This is a genomic window from Phyllobacterium sp. K27 (assembly GCF_054796155.1).
This window is the reverse complement of record NZ_CM139240.1, coordinates 1,771,683-1,791,813: the sequence shown is the minus strand read 5'-3', so window position 1 is coordinate 1,791,813 and position 20,131 is coordinate 1,771,683. Positions and strand designations below refer to the sequence as shown.

The window sequence follows — 20,131 nt, the reverse complement described above, 5'->3', positions numbered from 1 at the left end:
GGTTTTTTTGTTGTCGTGAGAGTCTATCTCGTAATAACAAAAAGCCGCCACCCTGTGAGGCAACGGCTTCGTGTAGGCAACTTAAACTGGCAATTAGCCTGCAGAGCGTGTCCAGATGAACGACATGGCCGACGCAACGCCGCTCTTGGCATTGGTGCGCGGCGTATCGCGCTTTTCAGTTGCATTCCATGCTATGTGAACGCCGTTATTTCGATTGAAAATGTAAAGCATTTCTGCACCTCGAAGAGAAACTGTTGTTGCACTCCAAATGCGCTTATTGCTTAAAGTTTGATCACGGTAATTCGTCATGCCTTGTCGCATTTGCGTTAGTAGCTCTGGCGAAAACGCATAGCAGCCATGAAAATTAGCGGCATCTAGGCTTCTCTGCGACGTTCTCAACAGAAAAACCTTTGAAATGGGCATGACGCTAACAGGAAAGACGAGAGCTGCCCACAGTGCCTGCATTGAGCGCAACATGTCGTTGCTGCTAAAAATCGTAATGGGATGATATCGACACGTGTCGACATCAACTTTCGAAAGAAAATCACTGAAAGCGTTGATCTTTCATCTATTGGTTTGTTACGATGCTTTCATGAGCATTGTTATTCTGACACCTCATTCATTTTCGCCGCGTCGTTTTATCGATAAGCCTTGTCGCGATACACCGCATTTATTCCATCAAAGCATTGCATTCTATCGGAATAAAGAATGCCAAATGGCACATAAGCGAATGACTGTAATGGCAGTACAGGTAAATTCGCATTCGGGTGAACTGTCAAAAAAGAGTGGGAGACTACGAACATGAAGAAGCTACTTGCTTCAACTATCTTGGCAGCTGGACTATTCGGTTATGCCGGATCGGCTTCAGCAGCAGAGGAATGCGGTACAGTTACGATCGCAAACATGAACTGGCAGTCAGCCGAAGCATTGGCCAACCTCGACAAGATAATCTTGACTGAAGGCTATGGCTGCAATGCCGAACTCGTTGCAGGCGATACTGTACCGACCTTCACGTCCATGATTGAAAAAGGTCAGCCTGATATCGCACCGGAAGGCTGGCTGAATGCCGTTCGCGAGCCTCTTGAAAAGGCTGTGAAAGAGAACAAGCTGGTCTATGCGGCGCCAGCGATCACAGAAGGCGGCACCGAAAGCTGGTGGGTTCCTAAATATTTCGCGGATGCACATCCAGAGATCAAAACCATCGCCGATGCGATGAAGCATCCGGAATTGTTTCCTTCGCCCGAAGATCCCAAAAAGGGCGCTGTCTATAATTGCCCATCAGGCTGGGCATGTCAGATCACAACCACGAACTTTTACAAGGCTTATGAGGGCGACAAGAACGGCTTTACTCTTGTCGACACAGGCTCTGCAGCCGGTCTCGACGGCTCTATAGCCAAAGCTTACGAACGCAAGGAACCTTGGTTGGGCTATTATTGGGGTCCGACAGCCATTCTTGGCAAGTATCCGATGGTAAAGCTGGATAATGGCGTTCCGTGGGATGAAAAGGAATGGAATCGTTGCAATTCAATCGCTGATTGTCCGGATCCAAAGCCGAATGGCTGGCCGATTGCAGATATCTATACAATCGTTACCAAGGAATTCGCTGACCGTGCAGGGCCTGCATTTGAATACCTGAAGAAGCGCCAGATTTCGACCGAAGAGACCAACAAGCTTCTCGCATGGATGGTCGATAATCAGGCTACTGGCGAAGACGGCGCCAAATATTATCTGAAGAATAATGAGGCTACTTGGTCGAAGTGGGTTTCCCCTGAAGCCGCAGAGAAAATCAAGGCAGCTGTCCAATAGTCAAATTGCAGCGGAGCTTGCTCCGCTGCATGCAATCTCGAACAGGTCGAGCGCCCTAGCGCTCGGCCAGCAAGGTCGTACGAAAAAGCACAGCTTTTTCTGACTTTAGAAGGGGTACCAACGTATGGATTGGTTCTACTCATTCCCAAATATGAATGATGAGACTCTGCGTAATCTGAAGAAAACGATGGATGAAGGCTTTAAAGCTTTTACGCGAGAATATGGCGATATTATTGAGTCATTCTTTCAGCCCCTGCAGTATTTTCTGATACAGGCGGAACGTTTCATGACAGGGACGCCTTGGCCTATCATAGTCCTGCTGATTGCGGGTATAGCTTGGGTTGCCAGCCGCAACTGGAAGATTGTGGGCGGGACAATCCTTACGCTGCTTCTCATCGGTTACTTCGATATGTGGAATGATGCGATGAAGACGATCGCGATGATTTTCGTTGGGACAGTGGTATCTATCGTGGTTGGGATTCCCATCGGCATCGTCATGGCCAGATCCGATGGCTTCCAGCGAATTGTCAATCCAATACTTGACGTGATGCAGACAATGCCGAGTTTCGTGTACCTGATTCCGGTGGTTATGCTTCTCGGTATCGGCAAGGTTCCTGGACTTATCGCTGTGGTCATCTATGCTATCCCACCGATGATCCGCCTTACCAATCTGGGTATCCGGCTTGTGGATAAGGACGTGCTGGAAGCTGCGGATGCGTTCGGCTCATCAAGCTGGCAGCGCCTCAAAAACGTACAGATTCCCCTCGCCCTTCCAACCATCATGGCTGGCATCAACCAGACGATCATGATGGCGCTTGCCATGGTGGTTATCGCCTCCATGATCGGCGTGCAGGGGCTTGGTCAGCCTGTGTTGCGTTCTGTCAATGGACAGTTCTTCTCCCTTGGTCTCTTTAACGGCCTTGCCATTGTCGGCATTGCCATCATCTTCGACCGCGTTAGTCAGGCCTATGGCAAACGTCTTCAAAAGCATCAGGAGGTCGTCCATGGCTGATCAAAACGTTCAGGGCGCGGGCATAAAGATCAAGAATCTGTATAAGATTTTTGGCCCGCGCGGATCTGCATATGTCGAGGCCGTAAAGAACGGTATGACCAAGACAGAACTCAACGAAAAGCACCAGCACGTGCTTGGTCTTTGCGATATCAATATCGATATGCCTGCTGGTGGAATTCAGGTCGTTATGGGCCTGTCCGGATCTGGCAAATCCACCCTCATCCGGCATATCAACCGCTTGATTGATCCAACGGCTGGCGAAGTCATCATTGACGGCACCGATGTTTGCCAGATGAACGAGAGTGATTTACGTCAATTTCGCCGACACAAGACAGCAATGGTTTTCCAGAAGTTTGCATTGCTGCCTCATCGCACCGTGCTGGACAATACTGTCTATGGTTTGGAAATCCAAGGGCTCTCTCGTGAGAAGCAGGAAGAACAGGCGCGCCGCTGGATTGAACGTGTTGGTCTTAAAGGCTTTGAGGACAACTACCCGAATCAACTTTCGGGCGGCATGCAACAGCGTGTCGGGCTTGCACGTGCATTAACAAACGATGCGCCAATCCTGCTTATGGACGAAGCATTCTCAGCGCTTGATCCATTGATCCGCATGGACATGCAGACAGTGCTGCTTGATCTTCAAAAGGAAATCAAGAAGACCGTCGTTTTCATTACGCATGATCTTGATGAAGCGCTTCGCCTCGGGGACCATATTGCCATCTTAAGAGATGGTGAGGTTGTCCAGCAAGGAACCGGGCAGGACATCGTTCTGCAACCGGCAGACGAATATATTTCCAGCTTCGTCAAGGAAGTGAACCGCGGACGTGTCATCATGGTAGACACTATAGCGACAGAATCCGGGGCACCGGCAGATGCAGGCAATGTGACAGTCGCCAGCGGGACTACGCTCGAAGAAGCCGCCAAGACAATGACCGACGCTAATCAACAATATGCTACAGTCATTGACGAGAATGGCAAATCACTGGGCGTGCTGAGCATGAATAATCTCATTCAAGCCATGGTTACCCCAATCAGTCATTTGACTGCTGCAGCCGCTGAATAGGCTGTAAGGCAAATCAGAGTGATCCCGTGAGATCGGGGCGCTCCTTATAAGCACGACATGTCGTTTACTTTGCCCAAGGAGTCGCTAACGCCACGCATCCTTTTGTCACCTCTGGCGATAGTGACCCTACCCACCCTTCAAGGGTGTCACAGAGGGCATGCATTATGAGCGAACCTGCGATTGAAATCGAAAACACTGGTTCATCGCGAGATCATGGCAGACGTGGGGGCCGATCCCGTCCACGTAGCGTTGAAAGTGGTGCGTTCGACCAGCCACCAACTCGCCAGCTCAAAATTCCGCTGACGCCCACAAAAATTGTTTCCGATGACGAGTTGGAATCGATACACAACGCTTCGCTGAGAGTCTTGCAAGAGATCGGTGTCGACGTTCTGCATGATGGTGCCCGGGAAATCATGAGGCAGGCCGGCGCTGACGTGCGGCCCGGCACGGCACGCGTGCATTTCGACAAAGACATGATTCTTGAATATGTAGGACATGCGCCATCTGAATTCACACTGCATGCACGCAATCCCGCGCACAATGTACGTTTTGGCGGCAATAATCTTATTTTTGCGCAGATGGGTTCAGCACCAAATTGTTCTGACACAGACAATGGTAGACGCGCAGGTAATCAAGGGGATTTTCGTAATTTCCTGAAACTGGCACAAATGCATAACATCATCAATGCGACGGGCGGTTACCCGGTCGAACCCATTGATATTCATCCTTCGGTGCGACATCTGGAATGCATTCGCGACCTTGCAACTCTCACGGATAAACCATTTCATATTTATTCGCTTGGTAAGGAACGCAATGAAGACGGAATAGAGATTGCTCGGATCGCTCGTGGCATCAGCCGTGAGCAATTACAGCAAGAAGCCTCCTGCTATACGATCATCAATACCAATTCGCCGCTCAAACTGGATATTCCGATGATGGAAGGCATTATCCAGATGTCCGGCAATGGCCAGATTGTCATCGTGACGCCATTCACACTTGCCGGGGCAATGGCCCCAGTTACCATTGCGGGCGCATTGGTGCAGCAGAATGCCGAAGCATTGGCAGGAATTTCGTTCACCCAAATGGTCAAAAAGGGTGCCCCGGTCGGCTACGGAGGGTTTACCTCAAACGTTGATATGAAATCAGGTGCACCGGCCTTCGGCACACCTGAATATATGAAAGCGCAGATGGTCGGTGGGCAATTGGCCCGCCGCTACGGCATCCCTTATCGCACCTCCAATGTTTGCGCAGCCAATACTGTCGATGCGCAGGCAGCCTACGAATCAGTCTTTTCCCTCTGGGGTGCTATTCAGGGCGGTGCCAATTTCATGCTGCATTCGGCGGGATGGCTTGAGGGTGGGCTGTGCTGTTCCTACGAAAAAATGATGCTCGACTTTGATCTCTTGCAGATGGTGGCCGAATTCCTGACCCCGCTCGATCTGTCCGATGATGCGCTCGGTGTAGACGCTATGCGCGATGTCGGCCCAGGTGGACATTTCTTTGGCACAGCACACACGCAATCACGTTATAAAACAGCCTTCTATGCGCCAATCATTTCGGATTGGCGCAACTATGAAAGTTGGCAGGAAGCTGGCTCTCCCACTGCTATCGAGCGCGCAAACCGCGTGTGGAAAGAACGGCTGGCAACTTACATCAAACCCGCGATCGACCCCGCCATTGAAGAACAAATTGATGCCTTCGTCGCCAAAAGAAAGTCTGAAGGCGGCGCGCCAACTGACTTCTGAAACGGGCTGAATCATCTTCTTAATTCCTTGAATCATATTGGTACCCAAGAGGCTTAATTGCATGAAATCGCACGTTAAAGCAGTTGTCATCGGTGGCGGCGTTGTTGGATGTTCCGTTCTTTACCATCTTGCTCGTGCTGGCTGGACAGACGTTTTGTTGATCGAGCGCTCCGAGTTGACATCAGGTTCTTCGTGGCATGCAGCGGGCGGATTTCACACATTGAACGGCGATCCAAATGTCGCCAAGCTACAGGCTTATACGGTCAGCCTTTACAAGGAAATCGAAGAGCTTTCCGGCCAATCATGCGGGTTGCATCTGACTGGTGGTGTCATGATGGCCGACAGCCCGGAGCGCATGGACTTCCTGCGTCTCGCCCATGCACGGGGCCGCTATCTTGGCATGGATACCGAACTGATCACGCCATCCGAAGCCAAAGCCATGTTCCCGTTAATGGACGAAAGTAACTTTGTCGGCGCCATGTGGGATCCGGTTGAGGGGCACCTGGACCCATCGGGAACAACACATGCCTACGCCAAGGCCGCACGTAAACTCGGAGCAGAAATATCGCTCCGCAATCGCGTCGTTGAACTAACGCAGGAAGTCGATGGCACATGGAATGTCATCACCGAGCAAGGAACGGTGAAAGCCGAACATGTCGTCAATTGTGGCGGTCTATGGGCCCGTGAAGTCGGGCGTATGGTCGGACTTGAATTGCCTGTCCTCGCCATGGAACACATGTATCTCCTGACTGAAGATGTTCCAGAGGTCACGGAATTCAACCAAAGTACTGGCCGCGAACTCATTGGCGTCATGGATTTCAAAGGTGAAATCTATACGCGACAAGAACGCAATGGCATTCTGCTTGGCACCTATGAAAAGGCAGCCAAGCCTTGGTCGCCGGTAAACACGCCTTGGGATTTCGGGCACGAACTTCTTGCTCCCGATATTGATCGTATCGCCCCCTCTCTGGAAGTCGGATTCAAACATTTTCCGGGCATTGAAAAGGCGGGCATCAAACAGATTATCAATGGGCCATTTACATTTGCACCGGATGGCAATCCTCTGGTCGGTCCCGTACCCGGCCTGACCAATTACTGGACGGCTTGTGCTGTCATGGCCGGGTTCAGTCAGGGCGGCGGGGTTGGTCTCGCTCTATCCAACTGGATGGTGCATGGCGAACCCGGGTTCGATGTTTGGGGTATGGATGTCGCACGCTTTGGTGAATGGGCGACCTTGCGCTATACCAATGCCAAGGTTCGCGAAAATTATTCACGCCGTTTTTCAATCCGATTCCCCAATGAAGAGCTTCCAGCCGCCCGGCCTCAACAAACAACGCCGCTTTACGAGACGATGCTTTCGCAAAATGCTGTCATGGGCGATTCCTGGGGGCTCGAAACGCCTCTCTGGTTCGCGCCCAAAGGCACGGAGGCAAAGGATATTGTTTCATACCATCGCTCCAATGATTTTGAACATATTGGCAATGAGGTGCGGGCAACGCGTGAGCGTGTAGGTGTTACCGAAATTGCCAATTTCGCGAAATATGAGGTGACGGGAACCGGCGCGGAAGCTTTCCTTTCCCGGTTGATGACCAACACAATGCCGAAAAAGGGCCGCCTCATCCTGACACCCATGCTTAATCATGAAGGCAAGCTTATCGGTGATTTTACGATTGCCAAGGCAGATGAGGAGCGCTTCGTCATATGGGGATCCTCGGCGGCTCAGCGCTATCATATGCGCTGGTTTGAGAAGCAACAGCCAAAAGACGGTTCAGTTCACATCCATCGCTTTGACCAGACATTGGTCGGCCTGTCTATTGCCGGACCAAAAGCGCGCGATGTTCTGACCAAACTTGTTGATGAAGATGTCACCAACGCTGTATTTCGCTTTATGGATTATCGGGAAATGGCTGTTGGGGGGGCGCCGTGCAAGGTAAACCGTATCTCCTATACCGGCGATCTCGGCTATGAAATATGGATGGAGCCAGCCTATCAGCGCCTCGTCTATAAGGCGATCAAAGAAGCCGGTGCCGAGTATGATATTGTCGATTTTGGTATGCGCGCCTTGCTCTCCATGCGACTTGAGAAGAACTTTCCGACATGGTATCGCGAACTGCGACCAATCTACGGCCCCTATGAAGGTTCGATGGACCGTTTCATAAAGCTCTCGAAGAATGATTTCATTGGCCGGGAAATGGCAATGCAAGAGAAAGCAGACTTTGACGCTGGTAACAGCACGAAGTTGCGCCGCGTCTCGCTTATCATCGATGTACCATCAAGTGACGATGCAGCCGATGTAATGGGAGATGAACCAATTTGGGCCAAAGTCTCCAAGGATTATGATGTAGTTCAGGCCAACCATGGCGTTGGCGCTCCACGGTTTAACCACAAAGGCGAAGTCGTTGCTAATGCTGGCGATATTGGCGCCGTGCAAGGTGAATGGCGTGTTGTTGGATGGGTTACATCCGGTGGCTACGCTCACTACGTAGGGCTTTCCATGGCACAGGGATATGTGCCTGCAGAACTTGCTGTAAACGAGAGCCAAGGTCTGTTCGAAGTGGAGATTCTTGGACGCCGAAGAGCAGCCCGGATCAATATCGAACCGCCCTTCGACCCGTCAGGTGAAAAGATGCGTGGGTAATGCCAGCGATGATATAAAGGGCAGACCTTTGCGCCTGCCTGTCCAACCAACCACGATCAAGGCACCCGCTGCCTCATCATAGCGTTGGGCTAAATCCCAAGATTTGCAATCAATGGCCGCAACGTCTGCGCGACCAGTTGCAACAGCGTTAACCGAGTTTCGGTGGCCGCCCGTCTCATGCTGGCTGAGAAACAGATCAAATGTCTCGCCCAAAGCCTCAAGGTCGCGTTTCAGCGAAAGATATCCGGACATTGAATCGTGGCTGTTAAATGCGAGGCGTTTCTGCCTGATTACATCCAAAGGTAAATGGGGCTTTCCATCGGCGGGAGCCGGAATGCCAATGCCTTCACCGCGCCTCATAATAATTGGGCTCGAATAAAACGCTTGTTCGCCTCCTTGCACGCCTGAATAATCATCCTGTCCCACGACCCGGACATGCTGTTGCAGTCCGAGTTCCATCGGACCCCAACAGGCCTGCGCCAGTAAAAGAGCGGGATGGCGCCAAAGCGTGGGGAGATCAAGCTCATCGGGCGGCAAGGTCGCCGGATCCGGGGCGATAATGCGTCCTGTCGCATCCCTTATACCTCCCGGGATCGGTGGCAGGTCGGCATTGCGTCTTGTCAGGCGATCCGGTGCATTAAAGCCTTCTGCGCGAAGAGTATCACGCAGGAGGGACCATTGCGCATCCACTTGCGTGCGTCGTTCCGGCCAATCATACATCGGCAAAGCCGCCACCAGGGTCATATGCTATACTTAGTCTTTCGGTGGCTCTGCGGGAATAGGTAAAGTTGAACCGCCCTGCATGCTGATACCATGACGCCGTGGACGGAAAGCCCGTGCTGTCGCAGGCTCACGTCTTAGCACGGGATGGACAACCTCTTGCTTCTTGCGAAATGCGTAGGCGCGCAGAATTTCAAAATAGTTGCGAAATACGTAACCGCCATTCATCCGCTGCCATTCTTCTCGTTGTTCATCATAGATTTGCGGCAGATCATACCAAGGTGCGGTGGGCCGCTTATGATGAACAAAGTGCAGGTTGTTATTGAGAAACAGCAGCGCCAGCGGGGTTCTTTCGACGATAATTGTTCGTCCATCTGGACGCTCTGACCATTGATGTTCGCAATAGGTGCGGATGGCGACAATTGACAATCCCCAATAGGCCGCCGTCAGAGTATAAATCCAGATCGGGATATCGAACACAATCCAGACCACAGCGAGCATGGGAGCGAGACCAAGAACGTGTAAAATCCATGCATTACGCGTCTTGCGTTCACCGCCAGCGACGAGCTTGAACTCGCTTATGAGGAATCCAACAACCATCAATGCGGGACCAAAAATGACTCGCCCGATGAGCGTATTGTTCCAATTCAGCAAGACCTTCAAAGGCTTCGGCAGTTTCTCCCAATCGCCGAGCGCACGGAAGTGGCTTTCCGGATCATCGTAAGGATCGGTCAAGCGCTCATCAGCGTGGTGTTTGAGGTGCAAGTGCTTATAGCGCCTGAATGGATAAAACATGCCAAGCGGAAGGGAAACGAGCAACTCGTTCATTGTTCCGTTGCGTGTTGGGTGCCCGTGCAATGCTTCATGTTGTAAGGATGAGTGCAACGCGACAGCTACGGCCATTAGCAAAAGCGCCAGAACCGGCATGACAGTATAAAGATAAAATCCGGCAAAAATCCAAAGCCCGTAACACAATGCCAATAAGGCAATCGTTGGCCATTCAATGGTACGGTGCTGCCTCTGATTTGCAGCCAGTGATGATGTAGTTGGGGTATGTCGTTCTGATTCCATGTTTTTCATGGTCTCACTGTCAGGAATTGACAGCAACGATATAATTGTGCCTGAGTGTTGATTTTGCGCACCAAATAATGCATTTGTTGTACATTATAAACAAACAGCGATGATCACATGGATAAGCGAGATCTTTCGCGTCTGTTTCAGACACGAATAAAAAGCCTTCTGAATCGTAGCGGCGACAATCAGTCGGCATTTGCTCAATCGGTTGGCATAGATAGGTCTGCGCTGTCGCAACTTTTATCAGGGCAATCGACACGATTACCCAGGGTTGAAACCCTGCTTAATATTGCAGAGCGGCATTCGGTTTCGCTGGATTGGTTGTTGGGTCTTAGCCAAGACGAAGGGATCACCGGTGAACTCCGTCCGAGCATGGAGATTGAAGAAGGGCCGGATAATTTTGAGCGCACTCTGCTGGTTCGCTGGCATGCTGAGGCTACAGGTAGCAAAATACGCTATGTGCCCGCACGCATTCCGGATTTGCTGCGTACTCCTGCGGTCATTGCCTACGAAACATCCATGGTCCACCGCGACCCAGCTACACAGATGAGCGAAACGGCCTTTCGCCTGGACTATAACCGTCAACCGGGTACAGACATGGAAGTCTGCATGCCCTTCCAGACATTAAATGACTTTGCATCGGGTTACGGCATCTGGGGCGAACTGACGAAAGAAGTTCGTGCAGAGCAACTTGAACATATGTCTGCTTTGCTGGAGGAACTCTATCCGTCCTTCCGGCTCTATCTGTTTGACGGGCGCGAAAGGTATTCTGTGCCTTATACGGTCTTTGGGCCTTATAGGGTCGCACTGTTCGTCGGAGGTATGTACTTGGTACTCAACACAACAGAAGCTGTGTTAACAATGCAGCGGCATTTTGACGATCTGATACGTTTCGCCAGGATCAATGCCCATGAAGTTGCCAACTATGTTTCGTCCTTAACGATCAGATAACGACAGCGCCAAGCCTTGTCGCATATGGGAATTGACCACATATAAAGATTTCTTTATATCGGCATACCATCGAACCAAAGGACAATCCCTATGACCAATACGAACCCACTTGCCGAACTGATTGCTGAAAAGGGCGTACTGTTGGCCGATGGCGCTACAGGTACAAATCTGTTTGCGGCCGGCCTTGAGGCAGGGGAAGCTCCGGAGCTTTGGAACGAGGCACAACCTGAGAAAATCATCGCGTTGCATCAAGGCTTTGTGAATGCGGGTGCAGATATCATCTTGACGAATTCGTTCGGTGGCACTCGGCACCGCCTTAAATTGCATCATGCTCAAGATCGCGTTTTTGAACTCAACAAAGCAGCAGCAGAATTGGCCCGCCACGTTGCCGACAAGGCCGAACGGAAAGTTATTGTTGCAGGTTCAGTAGGCCCCACAGGTGAATTGCTGGTTCCGCTCGGCACCCTTACTGAACAAGATGCAATTGCCGCATTTACAGAACAATTGGAAGGCTTGAAAGCTGGTGGCGTCGACGTTGCCTGGATCGAGACGATGTCCGCGCCCGGTGAAATCCGCGCAGCAGCTGAGGCAGCCGTCAAAGTTGGCCTTCCCTATGTTTATACAGGCTCTTTTGATACAGCTGGCAAGACCATGATGGGGCTGCCGCCGAAGGAAATTCATAACGTAGTGGACGGTTTGGCAGAGCGTCCAGTTGCCGTTGGCGCGAATTGCGGCGTCGGTGCCTCGGATATATTGGCATCTTTGCTTGATATGAGTGAGGCTGATCCATCAGCCACCATTGTCATCAAGGGAAATTGTGGCATTCCGGAGTTTCGCGGTGCTGAGATTTACTATTCTGGCACGCCTGAACTCATGTCCGACTATGCCCATCTGGCAATAAACGGAGGCGCGAAGATTATTGGAGGGTGCTGCGGCACATCGTTCGAACATCTTGCTGCGATGCGTAAAGCACTCGATAGCCATAGGCATGGGCCGCGGCCAACAGTGGAAGAAATTGTCGAAGTCATAGGGCCGATGCGCAACAAGCTCGCCGCCCATGCGGACAATACGCCGAAACGCGAGCGGCGTGGACGGCGCGGTTAATCGCTACGCGAAGGCAGACATGTGAAAGCGCTGCTGATCTGATACATAAGCATGCTCTTGCCCGACAGGGCATGCCAACCTCGCTTTACATCCATTGCTCATACATTCGTATCCATTGTTCGAAAGGCAACCTCGACAACGATCTACCGCGAAACCAGCCCCCTCAAAAGCATCGACGGGACACGCTGACAGGCAAGGCTTGCCTAGACAGGTTTCGCAAGGATGAACGGCTGGAGCTTGTTGCGAAAGCTCAACTTCGTAATCGAATAGCAATGCACCCCTAAATGCGTGCCAAAGCCCATATCGGGAATGGATTAGGAGCCCAAGGGGAGAAGCAGACAGGCCTTCAGCGTGCTTGGCCCACTGCTGGAACGGTTGATAAGGCTGATCGGAAGGGAAAACTGCAACAGCTCCGACTTGCTTGGCGATATTATTCAGCACTTCTTTGGACCAAGTATCCAGCGGATCAGTTACGTTCGGTCTGGACCGTAGCCATTGACTAAAATGCGGCCACATGGTCGAACCAAAATGCCCGACCATTATTACGCTTTTGAAATTGTCATTGCCAACAAGATCCGGCGCGGAAATGCTCGTGTCAAACATAAAGCTACCGCGCGGAACGAGACCATAAGGCCTCAATCCTGCAGCAACACGATCCAACATTGAGTTAGCACTCATGGTCGGACACTTACCCCTTCACCCGGTGGTCCACACATCCTTATGGATCAGATCGGCCACTTTAGCCCGGCCGTCTTCGGGCTTCTTTCAGGTGAATGCGTCGGGCATTGATGCCTTCTTCTTGGCAATAAACTCTTTCAGCGATTCATCGATTGCCGGATCAAGATGAGGTGCCTCATATGTTTCCAGCCAACGGCGGGCAAGCTCATTGGCGCGCTGATCAGCACGCTTCTCGCCTTCTGCAAGCCATTGCTCATAGGAATTGTTGTCGGCAATGTTCGAACGATAGAAAGCGGTCTGGAAGTTGGCCTGTGTATGATCACAGCCTAAATAATGACTGCCAGGTCCCACCTGCCGGATAGCATCCATGGCTTGGCCATTCTCTGAAAGATCAACCCCCTCCGCGATCTTCTGAGCCATGCCGAGCTGATCAATATCCATCATGAATTTCTCGTAAGAGGATACTAATCCACCTTCGAGCCACCCAGCGGAATGCAGCACAAAATTTGTACCAGCCAGAAGCGTTGAGTTCAGCGTGTTTGCACTTTCGTAGGCCGCTTGGGCGTCGGAAACCTTTGACGCGCAAAGCGAACCACCCGTACGGAATGGCAATCCAAGTCGGCGTGCGAGTTGTGCAGCGCCATATGACACCAGCGATGGTTCTGGCGTCCCGAAAGTTGGAGCACCTGATTGCATGGATATTGATGACGCAAAGGTGCCAAAAATAACCGGCGCACCAGGGCGGATCAGCTGTGTGAACGATGCGCCAGCCAAAACCTCCGCCAGAACCTGAGTCAATGTACCAGCCACAGTAACCGGGCTCATCGCGCCAGCAAGAATGAATGGTGTGACGATGCAGGCCTGATTGTTGCGTGCATAGACTTTCAATGCGCCCAACATGGTCTCATCAAAAACCATCGGTGAATTGGCGTTGATAAGACTGGTTAGCACTGTATTCTGGTCAAGATAGTCTTCGCCGAACACAAGTTTGCACATGGAAATTGTATCTTCAGCCCGCTCAGGTGCAGTGACAGATCCCATAAATGGTTTGTCTGAATATTTGATATGAGCATAGATCATATCAAGATGACGCTTGTTTACAGGCACGTCCACTGGCTCACAGACCGTACCGCCCGAATGATGGATCGAGGGGGCCATATAAGCGAGTTTCACGAAGTTCTGGAAGTCCGCGATCGTCGCATAACGGCGATTGCCATCAAGATCACGGACGAAGGGCGGGCCATATACTGGTGCGAAAACCGTCGCTTTTCCGCCAATCTGGACCGACCGCTCCGGGTTGCGCGCATTTTGCGTATAAACTGAAGGCGCTGTTTTTAAAAGTGAGCGCGGCAGCCCTTTCGGAAAATGGACCCGCTCTCCTTTTACATCAGCACCAGCCTCTTTCCATAGAGCCAAAGCCTCTGCATCATCGCGAAACTCAATACCGATCTCTTCGAGCACCGTGTCAGCATTGGCTTCAATGATTGCCAAGCCTTCCTCGTCCAAGACCTCATAGGTATTTATCTTGCGGGTAATATAAGTCAGCGATTTGCCAGGTCCACCGCCAGACCGCGCCGCACGCCGTGCAGCAGCTCCAGCCCCGGCGCCACGACCGCGGCGACCACCACTGCCTGCTTCCGCCTCGGCGGAAACATCAACTGACGTATCCTCACTCATTTTCTTATCTCCTCGGCGCTTCGCGAGCGCAGGCTTTTTCTTCAACAGACCAAATCCTAACGGCACAACTCGCAAGAGCGTTCCCGTGTGCGGCACCCGGTGGCGCATCGGAGACAACCAACAGTCGTTTTCGTCATTTACGAGGTCGCATTTAAGCAATGTGTTTTCAGCAACTTGCCCGATATGATAGAGAAACGCCAGAACCCTTATTGACATCTGCATGAGGCGCGAAAGGAAGCATAGAAATGGCCGACGATGAAATCATTCTTTCGGAGCTTTCAGACGAAGAACTCGTCGAGCAAATGCACGATGATCTGTATGACGGCCTCAAGGAAGAGATCGAGGAAGGCACCAATATTCTGCTGGAACGCGGCTGGGTACCTTACAGGGTTCTGACCGAGGCGCTGGTGGAAGGAATGCGCATCGTTGGCGAAGATTTCCGCGATGGTATTCTTTTTGTTCCGGAAGTGCTGCTGTCAGCCAATGCAATGAAAGCGGGAATGTTCATCCTGCGCCCTCTCCTTGCTGCAACCGGCGCTCCCAAGCAGGGCAAGTTGGTAATCGGCACTGTTAAGGGTGACATTCATGACATCGGTAAGAATCTCGTTGGCATGATGATGGAAGGTGCAGGATTTGATGTAATCGATCTGGGCATCAATAATCCGGTTGAGAATTACCTGGCAGCCATTGAAGAGCACAAACCTGATATCCTTGGCATGTCGGCACTTTTGACCACGACAATGCCCTATATGAAGGTCGTTATCGACACGATGAAGGAAAAAGGTATTCGGGACGATTATGTGGTACTCGTTGGCGGCGCTCCGCTTAATGAAGAGTTCGGCAAGGCTGTCGGCGCGGATGCTTATTGCCGTGATGCGGCTGTGGCTGTTGAAACTGCAAAGTCGTTCATGAAGCGCAAACACAACCAAATATCTGGCGCCTGAACGGGAAAACGGCCGCATAAGGATGCAGCCGCTCGTTATTAAGCAATTGGGAGAGAGCGCCACATTGGCGCTTCAATTATTGAGCAGAATTTGCAACTCGGTGGCCTGCGCTTTGGGTTGCATTCACAGTATTTGCGGCATCGGCACCCACACCACGAATGGTATTTGCGCACCCCGCCAATGTTATAACAGCAAGAATAGCTGCAATCGGAGCAAGGTGTGATAGTTTCATGGAAATGTCTCCCGTTCTGATAAATTAAATTCAACGTTCCCATAACGCGATGGAGCAACATCGGTTCCATGAATGTTAGTCGAAACCACAAGATTCAACCTGAGCCTGTAAGGGTCATCGCTTGCGGCATGATTGCACGCGAAATTCTGGCTGTTTGCGAACAGTTTGGCTTGGACCATTTGCAGCTGACATGCCTGCCAGCGGAGTTTCATCACTACCCAGACAAGATTGCGCCGTCTGTTGATCAAGCCATTCAAAAAGCCAAAGCTGAAGGCATAACAAACATCTTCATTGGTTATGCTGACTGCGGAACTGGCGGGGCGCTGGACCGTGTGTGTGAAAAGCACGGTGTAGAACGAATTGCAGGTCCTCACTGCTTTTCGTTCTATGCCGGTAACGATCTCTTTGCTGCACAATGGGATGATGACATGACATCATTTTTCATGACAGATTTTCTTGCCCGCCATTTTGAAGCCTTCATGGTCAAACCTTTGGGATTGGACCGCCATCCGGAATTGCGCGATATTTATTTCGGCAATTACAAAAAGATGATCTATATGGCACAGACAGACAATCCGGAACTGAGTAAGAAGGCTGAAAAAGCTGCAGCGTTTTTAGGTTTGGCTTATGAGCGTCGGCTGACCGGCTATGGCGACCTTGTGCCTGCGCTGAGAGCAGCGGCTAATCACTGAACGGCTTCTCTTTGCCATAATGTGGCCAATTCAAATCGTCTCTATCTTGTAATCCCAACAGGAAATTTCACATGCGATTTCCCATTCTGACGGCCTTCTTGATCTGCGTCGCAAGTTCTGCTTTTGCCGACGGGACAATCAACAAAATCATCACCGTTCCAGACAAGGCTCGTCTCGAATCTTATGAAACAACCAAAGCGCAGGCACTCGACGAAGCAAGAAAAGGCGGAGAGCCAACGGATATAGCCAAACTCAATGATATTTTCGCTGCATCGCCCCTCAGATTCAGCGAAGATTTCGACATGACCGGCAATTGGCAGTGCCGCACAACAAAGCTCGGAAAGACGACGCCGCTCGTGATCTACAGCTGGTTTAAATGCCGTGTCACCGATGACGGTTCTGGTTGGACACTGGAAAAGACGAGTGGTTCGCAGCGCACGAAAGGTCGCTTCTTCACGGATAGTGATACACGCCTGATCTATTTGGGAAGTGGCTATATTGCTGGCGAAAAGCCGAAAAAATATGGTTCTGGTGCTGATACTGACGAGGTAGGTTACGCATACCGAATGTCCAAGGACTCCTTTCGAATTGAGTTCCCAGCGCCGGCGCGCGAATCGCTTTTGGATGTTCTGGAATTGAAACGTTAAGGTCCTTTCGTCATTGCAATGTCACTAAGCTCACGCCATATGCGTCGAAAGCACAAGCAAGACGAGAACATGACCGCTACTCAAGCAAACCATAAACCAGACCCTGAAGACACGATCGAAGGTCTTCAAGAGGACAACTATCCGCGGTCCCTCTCGCAGGTCTTCAAGGATTTATCTCTTTCCGTTACCACTCCTGTTTCATTCACCGAACTTGAGGATGCATTTACGGATCGCAGTTTCGCTGCGCTCTTAACATTCTTTGCAATCTTGAACCTGCTGCCACTCCCCCCGGGGACCGGGATGGTGACCGGCATTCCACTTGTGCTTGTGTCGATTCAGATGGTTATGGGGCGAGATTCAGTCTGGCTGCCGTCCTTTTTGCGCTCAAAGTCAATTTCGCCCGAACGTTTCAGGCAGGTTTCCGATAAAATCGTCCCCAAGCTGCAATGGCTGGAACGCTTCATAAAACCACGCAACTGGCCGTTTGGTCGGAAACAAGGCGATCGCTTGCTCGGTGCCTTTACTACCATTCTTGGCATGTCAGTCGTGTTGCCGATGCCGCTTTCAAATTGGCTCCCGGCTCTTGCAACTGCCATTATTGGCATTGCTTTGTGTGAGCGCGACGGTCGTTTATTATTTGCAGGTCTTACAATAGGTGTTGTCTCTATCGGTATCGTTGCCGGTTTCGCCTTTGTTGCCGCCAGCGTTATTACCTATGCTGCCAGTTTTTGGCCCATTTGAAGGGTCTGTCGCAAAAGCACTACGACGCCACGTCGCATTTGAGTGCCCGAGCGTCGTCAGATAGCTAGCTCAACCTATTATTTTCCGGCAAAACGGTCCTCGTCGGAGGACCTATCGCATGGCTGATCTCATTGTCGTTTATTGGCGGGATATTCCTGCCCAGGTAACCGTCAAAAAGGGGCGTCAGGCAGCAAAGCGTGAGCTTCCCATTCGTTTTACTGAAGCCATTGATATGTGCGCCATGCGTATAGGTGCAAAAGATTCTGACGCCTATCTGGCAGAATGGCGTCGCGGCACACCAGTGCCTGTTAGTGATGATCTTGAAACTGAGGCTGATGTAGCCCTCGCCCGCATTGATAATGAGTATGACCGGAAACGCCTTGTGGCGCTTGTAAAGGCAGGTGGACATGACAATTCATGAGTTGAGAGCGAAGCCAATGACGAAAATCGCAGCATCAATCGAAGTCGCAGCGCGCCAGGCTATAGAATCCCAAGATCTTCCAGGTCTTTTCCCAGCTGGAACGCGTGTCTATATCACCGATATGGGCAGCGATAGCGTTGATACGCTCACAGCGGCTGCAAAGCGCATCCATGACCTCGGATATAAGCCCGTTCCGCATTTCGCCTCGCGCCGCCTATCAACAAAGGCTGCTTTGGAAACCCGTATTCAACGGGCCACGCAGGAAGCAGGCGTTACGGATGTCCTGGTCATCGGTGGCGGCCTTGAACGACAGGCAGGTGAATTCTCTTCGACAATGCAGGTGCTTGAAACCGGTTTCTTCGATAAATATGGCATTACAGAAATGGGTGTTGCCGGTCATCCGGAAGGAAGCCCTGAGTTTTCCGAAGCTGTTGCTTTAGAGGCGCTGCGCCTGAAGAAGAATTTTGGCGAACGCACTGGGGCTCGCATCCGGGTGGTCACCCAGTTCGGTTTTGATGCTGATCGCTTTATCCGTTATTCGGAATCGCTGCGGGAGCATGGTGTAGATTTGCCAGTGCATTTGGGTGTTGCAGGCCCTGCAAAAATCACGACACTGATCAAATATGCTGCGATGTGCGGCGTTGGTAATTCAATCAGCTTCTTGAAGAAGAATGCGCTTTCGCTAACTGCACTCGCAACAAGCCATTCTCCCGAAGGTGTTGTTGGGCCGATCGAGCAGCACGCGATCGCTAATCCGGCATCGGCGATCAAGCAGATACATATCTTCCCGTTTGGTGGCCTGAAGAAGTCCTCCGAATGGCTGGTTGATCGTGGTTCATGGAACTTGAGCAGCACCCCATACCTAGCAGTCAACTCAGCCGCCAATTAAGGATTTCTGCATGACCCGTACGATCGTTGCCTCGGCGACCAGAGAAATCATCATCGGTTTCGACCAGCCCTTCTGCGTGATCGGTGAACGGATCAACCCCACCGGGCGCAAGAAACTTGCCGCTGAAATGGTAGCCGGGAATTTCGACACTGTTATCAAGGATGCACTGGAACAGGTGGCCGCTGGCGCAACCATGTTGGACGTGAATGCCGGAGTAACCGCGGTCGATCCAAACGCCACAGAGCCTGATCTTCTGGTCAAGACACTTGAGATCGTGCAGGGGCTGGTTGATGTGCCACTTTCCATCGACAGTTCGGTTACTGCAGCTATCGAAGCTGCACTGCGCGTTGCCAAGGGTCGTCCGCTGGTGAATTCAGTAACCGGTGAAGAGGAAAAGCTTGAAGCAATTCTTCCGCTTATCAAAAAGTACAATGTTCCGGTCGTCGCCATTTCGAATGATGAGACTGGCATTTCCATGGATCCGGACGTGCGGTTTGCAGTTGCCAAGAAGATCGTTCAACGTGCCGCCGATTTCGGCATTCCGGCTCACGACATCGTTGTTGATCCGCTGGTCATGCCGATCGGAGCACTTGGCGATGCAGGACGTCAGGTATTCGCCCTGCTTCGCCGCCTGCGTGAGGAATTAAAGGTCAACACGACTTGCGGTCTGTCAAATATTTCATTCGGCCTGCCGCATCGCCACGGAATCAACGCCGGTTTCATTCCAATGGTTATTGGCGCTGGCATGACGTCGGCCATTATGAATCCATGCCGTCCGCAAGAAATGGAAGCGGTCCACGCTGCCAATGTTCTCAATGGCACCGATGCAAATTGCACCTATTGGATCAAAAAATACCGAGACCACCAGCCAGCGGCACCCGGCGCAACAGCTTCGGTATCTGTCCCTGCCGATTCAGCCGGTGGCGGTCGCCGCCGTGGTGGACGAGATGCGCGACGCGGCGTCGCAAGTTAGGCATTTGCATCAGACGCTGGGTTCGGCATAGATCGGTAGAGGCGACACTTCGTCTCTACCCCTATAAGTTTTGGAGTACCGATCTTGAACGCACCCGTTAAAACACCTGAAAGCTCGGCCAAGG

General features: G+C 51.5%; 20 protein-coding genes. 14 read left to right on the top strand and 6 right to left on the bottom strand.

Translation table 11 applies throughout. From position 1 onward, the window contains the following. Positions 1-93 precede the first annotated feature (93 nt). On the bottom strand, positions 94-231 hold the full coding sequence (locus ACYJL1_RS08670) for a hypothetical protein (RefSeq protein WP_460895039.1): 138 nt from the start codon (positions 229-231) through the stop codon (positions 94-96). Between the two features lie 570 nt (positions 232-801). Here ACYJL1_RS08670 and ACYJL1_RS08665 point away from each other — a divergent pair. The 5 genes from ACYJL1_RS08665 (at position 802) to ACYJL1_RS08645 (ending at position 8,264) form a co-directional block, all read left to right on the top strand. After that, a complete protein-coding gene (locus tag ACYJL1_RS08665; protein ID WP_460895038.1) occupies positions 802-1,806 on the top strand; it encodes an ABC transporter substrate-binding protein in 1,005 nt (334 codons plus the stop codon). A 124-nt stretch (positions 1,807-1,930) separates the two neighbouring features. Beyond that, positions 1,931-2,818 (top strand): ABC transporter permease, encoded by an 888-nt coding sequence (locus ACYJL1_RS08660; RefSeq protein ID WP_460895037.1) that lies wholly within the window; start codon positions 1,931-1,933, stop codon positions 2,816-2,818. After that, entirely contained in the window at positions 2,811-3,881 is a 1,071-nt protein-coding gene (locus ACYJL1_RS08655) for a quaternary amine ABC transporter ATP-binding protein (protein ID WP_460895036.1), read from the top strand. The genes ACYJL1_RS08660 and ACYJL1_RS08655 overlap by 8 nt, the downstream gene beginning before the upstream one ends. A gap of 164 nt (positions 3,882-4,045) precedes the next feature. Continuing rightward, the gene (locus tag ACYJL1_RS08650) at positions 4,046-5,626 is read left to right on the top strand and encodes a trimethylamine methyltransferase family protein (RefSeq protein WP_460895035.1); all 1,581 of its coding nucleotides are present in this window, start codon (positions 4,046-4,048) and stop codon (positions 5,624-5,626) included. Between the two features lie 61 nt (positions 5,627-5,687). After that, entirely contained in the window at positions 5,688-8,264 is a 2,577-nt protein-coding gene (locus tag ACYJL1_RS08645) for a GcvT family protein (protein ID WP_460895034.1), read from the top strand. Here ACYJL1_RS08645 and ACYJL1_RS08640 read toward each other — a convergent pair. Continuing rightward, positions 8,241-9,008, bottom strand: coding sequence for a phosphate/phosphite/phosphonate ABC transporter substrate-binding protein (locus ACYJL1_RS08640; protein ID WP_460895033.1), 768 nt, complete (start codon positions 9,006-9,008; stop codon positions 8,241-8,243). The genes ACYJL1_RS08645 and ACYJL1_RS08640 overlap by 24 nt on opposite strands. Positions 9,009-9,017: 9 nt before the next feature. Further along, complete coding sequence (locus ACYJL1_RS08635) at positions 9,018-10,055, bottom strand: fatty acid desaturase (protein WP_460895032.1); 1,038 nt, start codon at positions 10,053-10,055, stop codon at positions 9,018-9,020. Positions 10,056-10,172: 117 nt separating this feature from the next. Between ACYJL1_RS08635 and ACYJL1_RS08630 the strand changes: the two genes are divergently transcribed. Both ACYJL1_RS08630 and bmt read left to right on the top strand, forming a co-directional pair. Next, the gene (locus ACYJL1_RS08630; RefSeq protein ID WP_460895031.1) at positions 10,173-11,009 is read left to right on the top strand and encodes a helix-turn-helix domain-containing protein; all 837 of its coding nucleotides are present in this window, start codon (positions 10,173-10,175) and stop codon (positions 11,007-11,009) included. Between the two features lie 90 nt (positions 11,010-11,099). Continuing rightward, positions 11,100-12,113: a betaine--homocysteine S-methyltransferase gene (gene bmt / locus ACYJL1_RS08625; RefSeq protein WP_460895030.1), complete on the top strand. Its 1,014-nt coding sequence runs from the start codon at positions 11,100-11,102 to the stop codon at positions 12,111-12,113. Between the two features lie 3 nt (positions 12,114-12,116). On the opposite strand, the gene ACYJL1_RS08620 is transcribed toward bmt, so the two are convergent. Continuing rightward, positions 12,117-12,776: a hypothetical protein gene (locus ACYJL1_RS08620; RefSeq protein ID WP_460895029.1), complete on the bottom strand. Its 660-nt coding sequence runs from the start codon at positions 12,774-12,776 to the stop codon at positions 12,117-12,119. A gap of 102 nt (positions 12,777-12,878) precedes the next feature. Further along, positions 12,879-14,468 carry a trimethylamine methyltransferase family protein gene (locus ACYJL1_RS08615; protein ID WP_460895028.1) on the bottom strand — a complete coding sequence of 530 codons (1,590 nt, stop codon included), beginning with the start codon at positions 14,466-14,468 and terminating at the stop codon, positions 12,879-12,881. 245 nt (positions 14,469-14,713) lie between these two features. Here ACYJL1_RS08615 and ACYJL1_RS08610 point away from each other — a divergent pair, with 245 nt between their 5' ends. Next, positions 14,714-15,412, top strand: a complete 699-nt coding sequence (locus ACYJL1_RS08610) for a corrinoid protein (protein WP_460895027.1) — start codon at positions 14,714-14,716, stop codon at positions 15,410-15,412. A gap of 76 nt (positions 15,413-15,488) precedes the next feature. On the opposite strand, the gene ACYJL1_RS08605 is transcribed toward ACYJL1_RS08610, so the two are convergent. Continuing rightward, on the bottom strand, positions 15,489-15,644 hold the full coding sequence (locus ACYJL1_RS08605; protein WP_460895026.1) for an entericidin domain-containing protein: 156 nt from the start codon (positions 15,642-15,644) through the stop codon (positions 15,489-15,491). 68 nt (positions 15,645-15,712) lie between these two features. Here ACYJL1_RS08605 and ACYJL1_RS08600 point away from each other — a divergent pair, with 68 nt between their 5' ends. The 6 genes from ACYJL1_RS08600 (at position 15,713) to ACYJL1_RS08575 (ending at position 20,007) form a co-directional block, all read left to right on the top strand. Next, on the top strand, positions 15,713-16,336 hold the full coding sequence (locus ACYJL1_RS08600; protein ID WP_460895025.1) for a DUF1638 domain-containing protein: 624 nt from the start codon (positions 15,713-15,715) through the stop codon (positions 16,334-16,336). 71 nt (positions 16,337-16,407) lie between these two features. After that, positions 16,408-16,983: a DUF4893 domain-containing protein gene (locus tag ACYJL1_RS08595; RefSeq protein ID WP_460895024.1), complete on the top strand. Its 576-nt coding sequence runs from the start codon at positions 16,408-16,410 to the stop codon at positions 16,981-16,983. Between the two features lie 69 nt (positions 16,984-17,052). After that, positions 17,053-17,724, top strand: a complete 672-nt coding sequence (locus ACYJL1_RS08590; protein ID WP_460895023.1) for an exopolysaccharide biosynthesis protein — start codon at positions 17,053-17,055, stop codon at positions 17,722-17,724. 118 nt (positions 17,725-17,842) lie between these two features. After that, positions 17,843-18,145, top strand: coding sequence for a virulence factor (locus tag ACYJL1_RS08585; RefSeq protein ID WP_460895022.1), 303 nt, complete (start codon positions 17,843-17,845; stop codon positions 18,143-18,145). 16 nt (positions 18,146-18,161) lie between these two features. Beyond that, positions 18,162-19,034 (top strand): methylenetetrahydrofolate reductase, encoded by an 873-nt coding sequence (locus ACYJL1_RS08580; protein ID WP_460895021.1) that lies wholly within the window; start codon positions 18,162-18,164, stop codon positions 19,032-19,034. 10 nt (positions 19,035-19,044) lie between these two features. Continuing rightward, positions 19,045-20,007 carry a methyltetrahydrofolate cobalamin methyltransferase gene (locus ACYJL1_RS08575; protein WP_460895020.1) on the top strand — a complete coding sequence of 321 codons (963 nt, stop codon included), beginning with the start codon at positions 19,045-19,047 and terminating at the stop codon, positions 20,005-20,007. Positions 20,008-20,131 lie beyond the last annotated feature (124 nt).

Bases quoted from the DNA above. Each gene is read 5' to 3' on its own strand.
- ACYJL1_RS08670 (WP_460895039.1), bottom strand. From the start codon at position 231: ATGCTTTACATTTTCAATCGAAATAACGGCGTTCACATAGCATGGAAT.
- ACYJL1_RS08665 (WP_460895038.1), top strand. From the start codon at position 802: ATGAAGAAGCTACTTGCTTCAACTATCTTGGCAGCTGGACTATTCGGT.
- ACYJL1_RS08660 (WP_460895037.1), top strand. From the start codon at position 1,931: ATGGATTGGTTCTACTCATTCCCAAATATGAATGATGAGACTCTGCGT.
- ACYJL1_RS08655 (WP_460895036.1), top strand. From the start codon at position 2,811: ATGGCTGATCAAAACGTTCAGGGCGCGGGCATAAAGATCAAGAATCTG.
- ACYJL1_RS08650 (WP_460895035.1), top strand. From the start codon at position 4,046: ATGAGCGAACCTGCGATTGAAATCGAAAACACTGGTTCATCGCGAGAT.
- ACYJL1_RS08645 (WP_460895034.1), top strand. From the start codon at position 5,688: ATGAAATCGCACGTTAAAGCAGTTGTCATCGGTGGCGGCGTTGTTGGA.
- ACYJL1_RS08640 (WP_460895033.1), bottom strand. From the start codon at position 9,008: ATGACCCTGGTGGCGGCTTTGCCGATGTATGATTGGCCGGAACGACGC.
- ACYJL1_RS08635 (WP_460895032.1), bottom strand. From the start codon at position 10,055: ATGGAATCAGAACGACATACCCCAACTACATCATCACTGGCTGCAAAT.
- ACYJL1_RS08630 (WP_460895031.1), top strand. From the start codon at position 10,173: ATGGATAAGCGAGATCTTTCGCGTCTGTTTCAGACACGAATAAAAAGC.
- bmt (WP_460895030.1), top strand. From the start codon at position 11,100: ATGACCAATACGAACCCACTTGCCGAACTGATTGCTGAAAAGGGCGTA.
- ACYJL1_RS08620 (WP_460895029.1), bottom strand. From the start codon at position 12,776: ATGTTGGATCGTGTTGCTGCAGGATTGAGGCCTTATGGTCTCGTTCCG.
- ACYJL1_RS08615 (WP_460895028.1), bottom strand. From the start codon at position 14,468: ATGAGTGAGGATACGTCAGTTGATGTTTCCGCCGAGGCGGAAGCAGGC.
- ACYJL1_RS08610 (WP_460895027.1), top strand. From the start codon at position 14,714: ATGGCCGACGATGAAATCATTCTTTCGGAGCTTTCAGACGAAGAACTC.
- ACYJL1_RS08605 (WP_460895026.1), bottom strand. From the start codon at position 15,644: ATGAAACTATCACACCTTGCTCCGATTGCAGCTATTCTTGCTGTTATA.
- ACYJL1_RS08600 (WP_460895025.1), top strand. From the start codon at position 15,713: ATGAATGTTAGTCGAAACCACAAGATTCAACCTGAGCCTGTAAGGGTC.
- ACYJL1_RS08595 (WP_460895024.1), top strand. From the start codon at position 16,408: ATGCGATTTCCCATTCTGACGGCCTTCTTGATCTGCGTCGCAAGTTCT.
- ACYJL1_RS08590 (WP_460895023.1), top strand. From the start codon at position 17,053: ATGACCGCTACTCAAGCAAACCATAAACCAGACCCTGAAGACACGATC.
- ACYJL1_RS08585 (WP_460895022.1), top strand. From the start codon at position 17,843: ATGGCTGATCTCATTGTCGTTTATTGGCGGGATATTCCTGCCCAGGTA.
- ACYJL1_RS08580 (WP_460895021.1), top strand. From the start codon at position 18,162: ATGACGAAAATCGCAGCATCAATCGAAGTCGCAGCGCGCCAGGCTATA.
- ACYJL1_RS08575 (WP_460895020.1), top strand. From the start codon at position 19,045: ATGACCCGTACGATCGTTGCCTCGGCGACCAGAGAAATCATCATCGGT.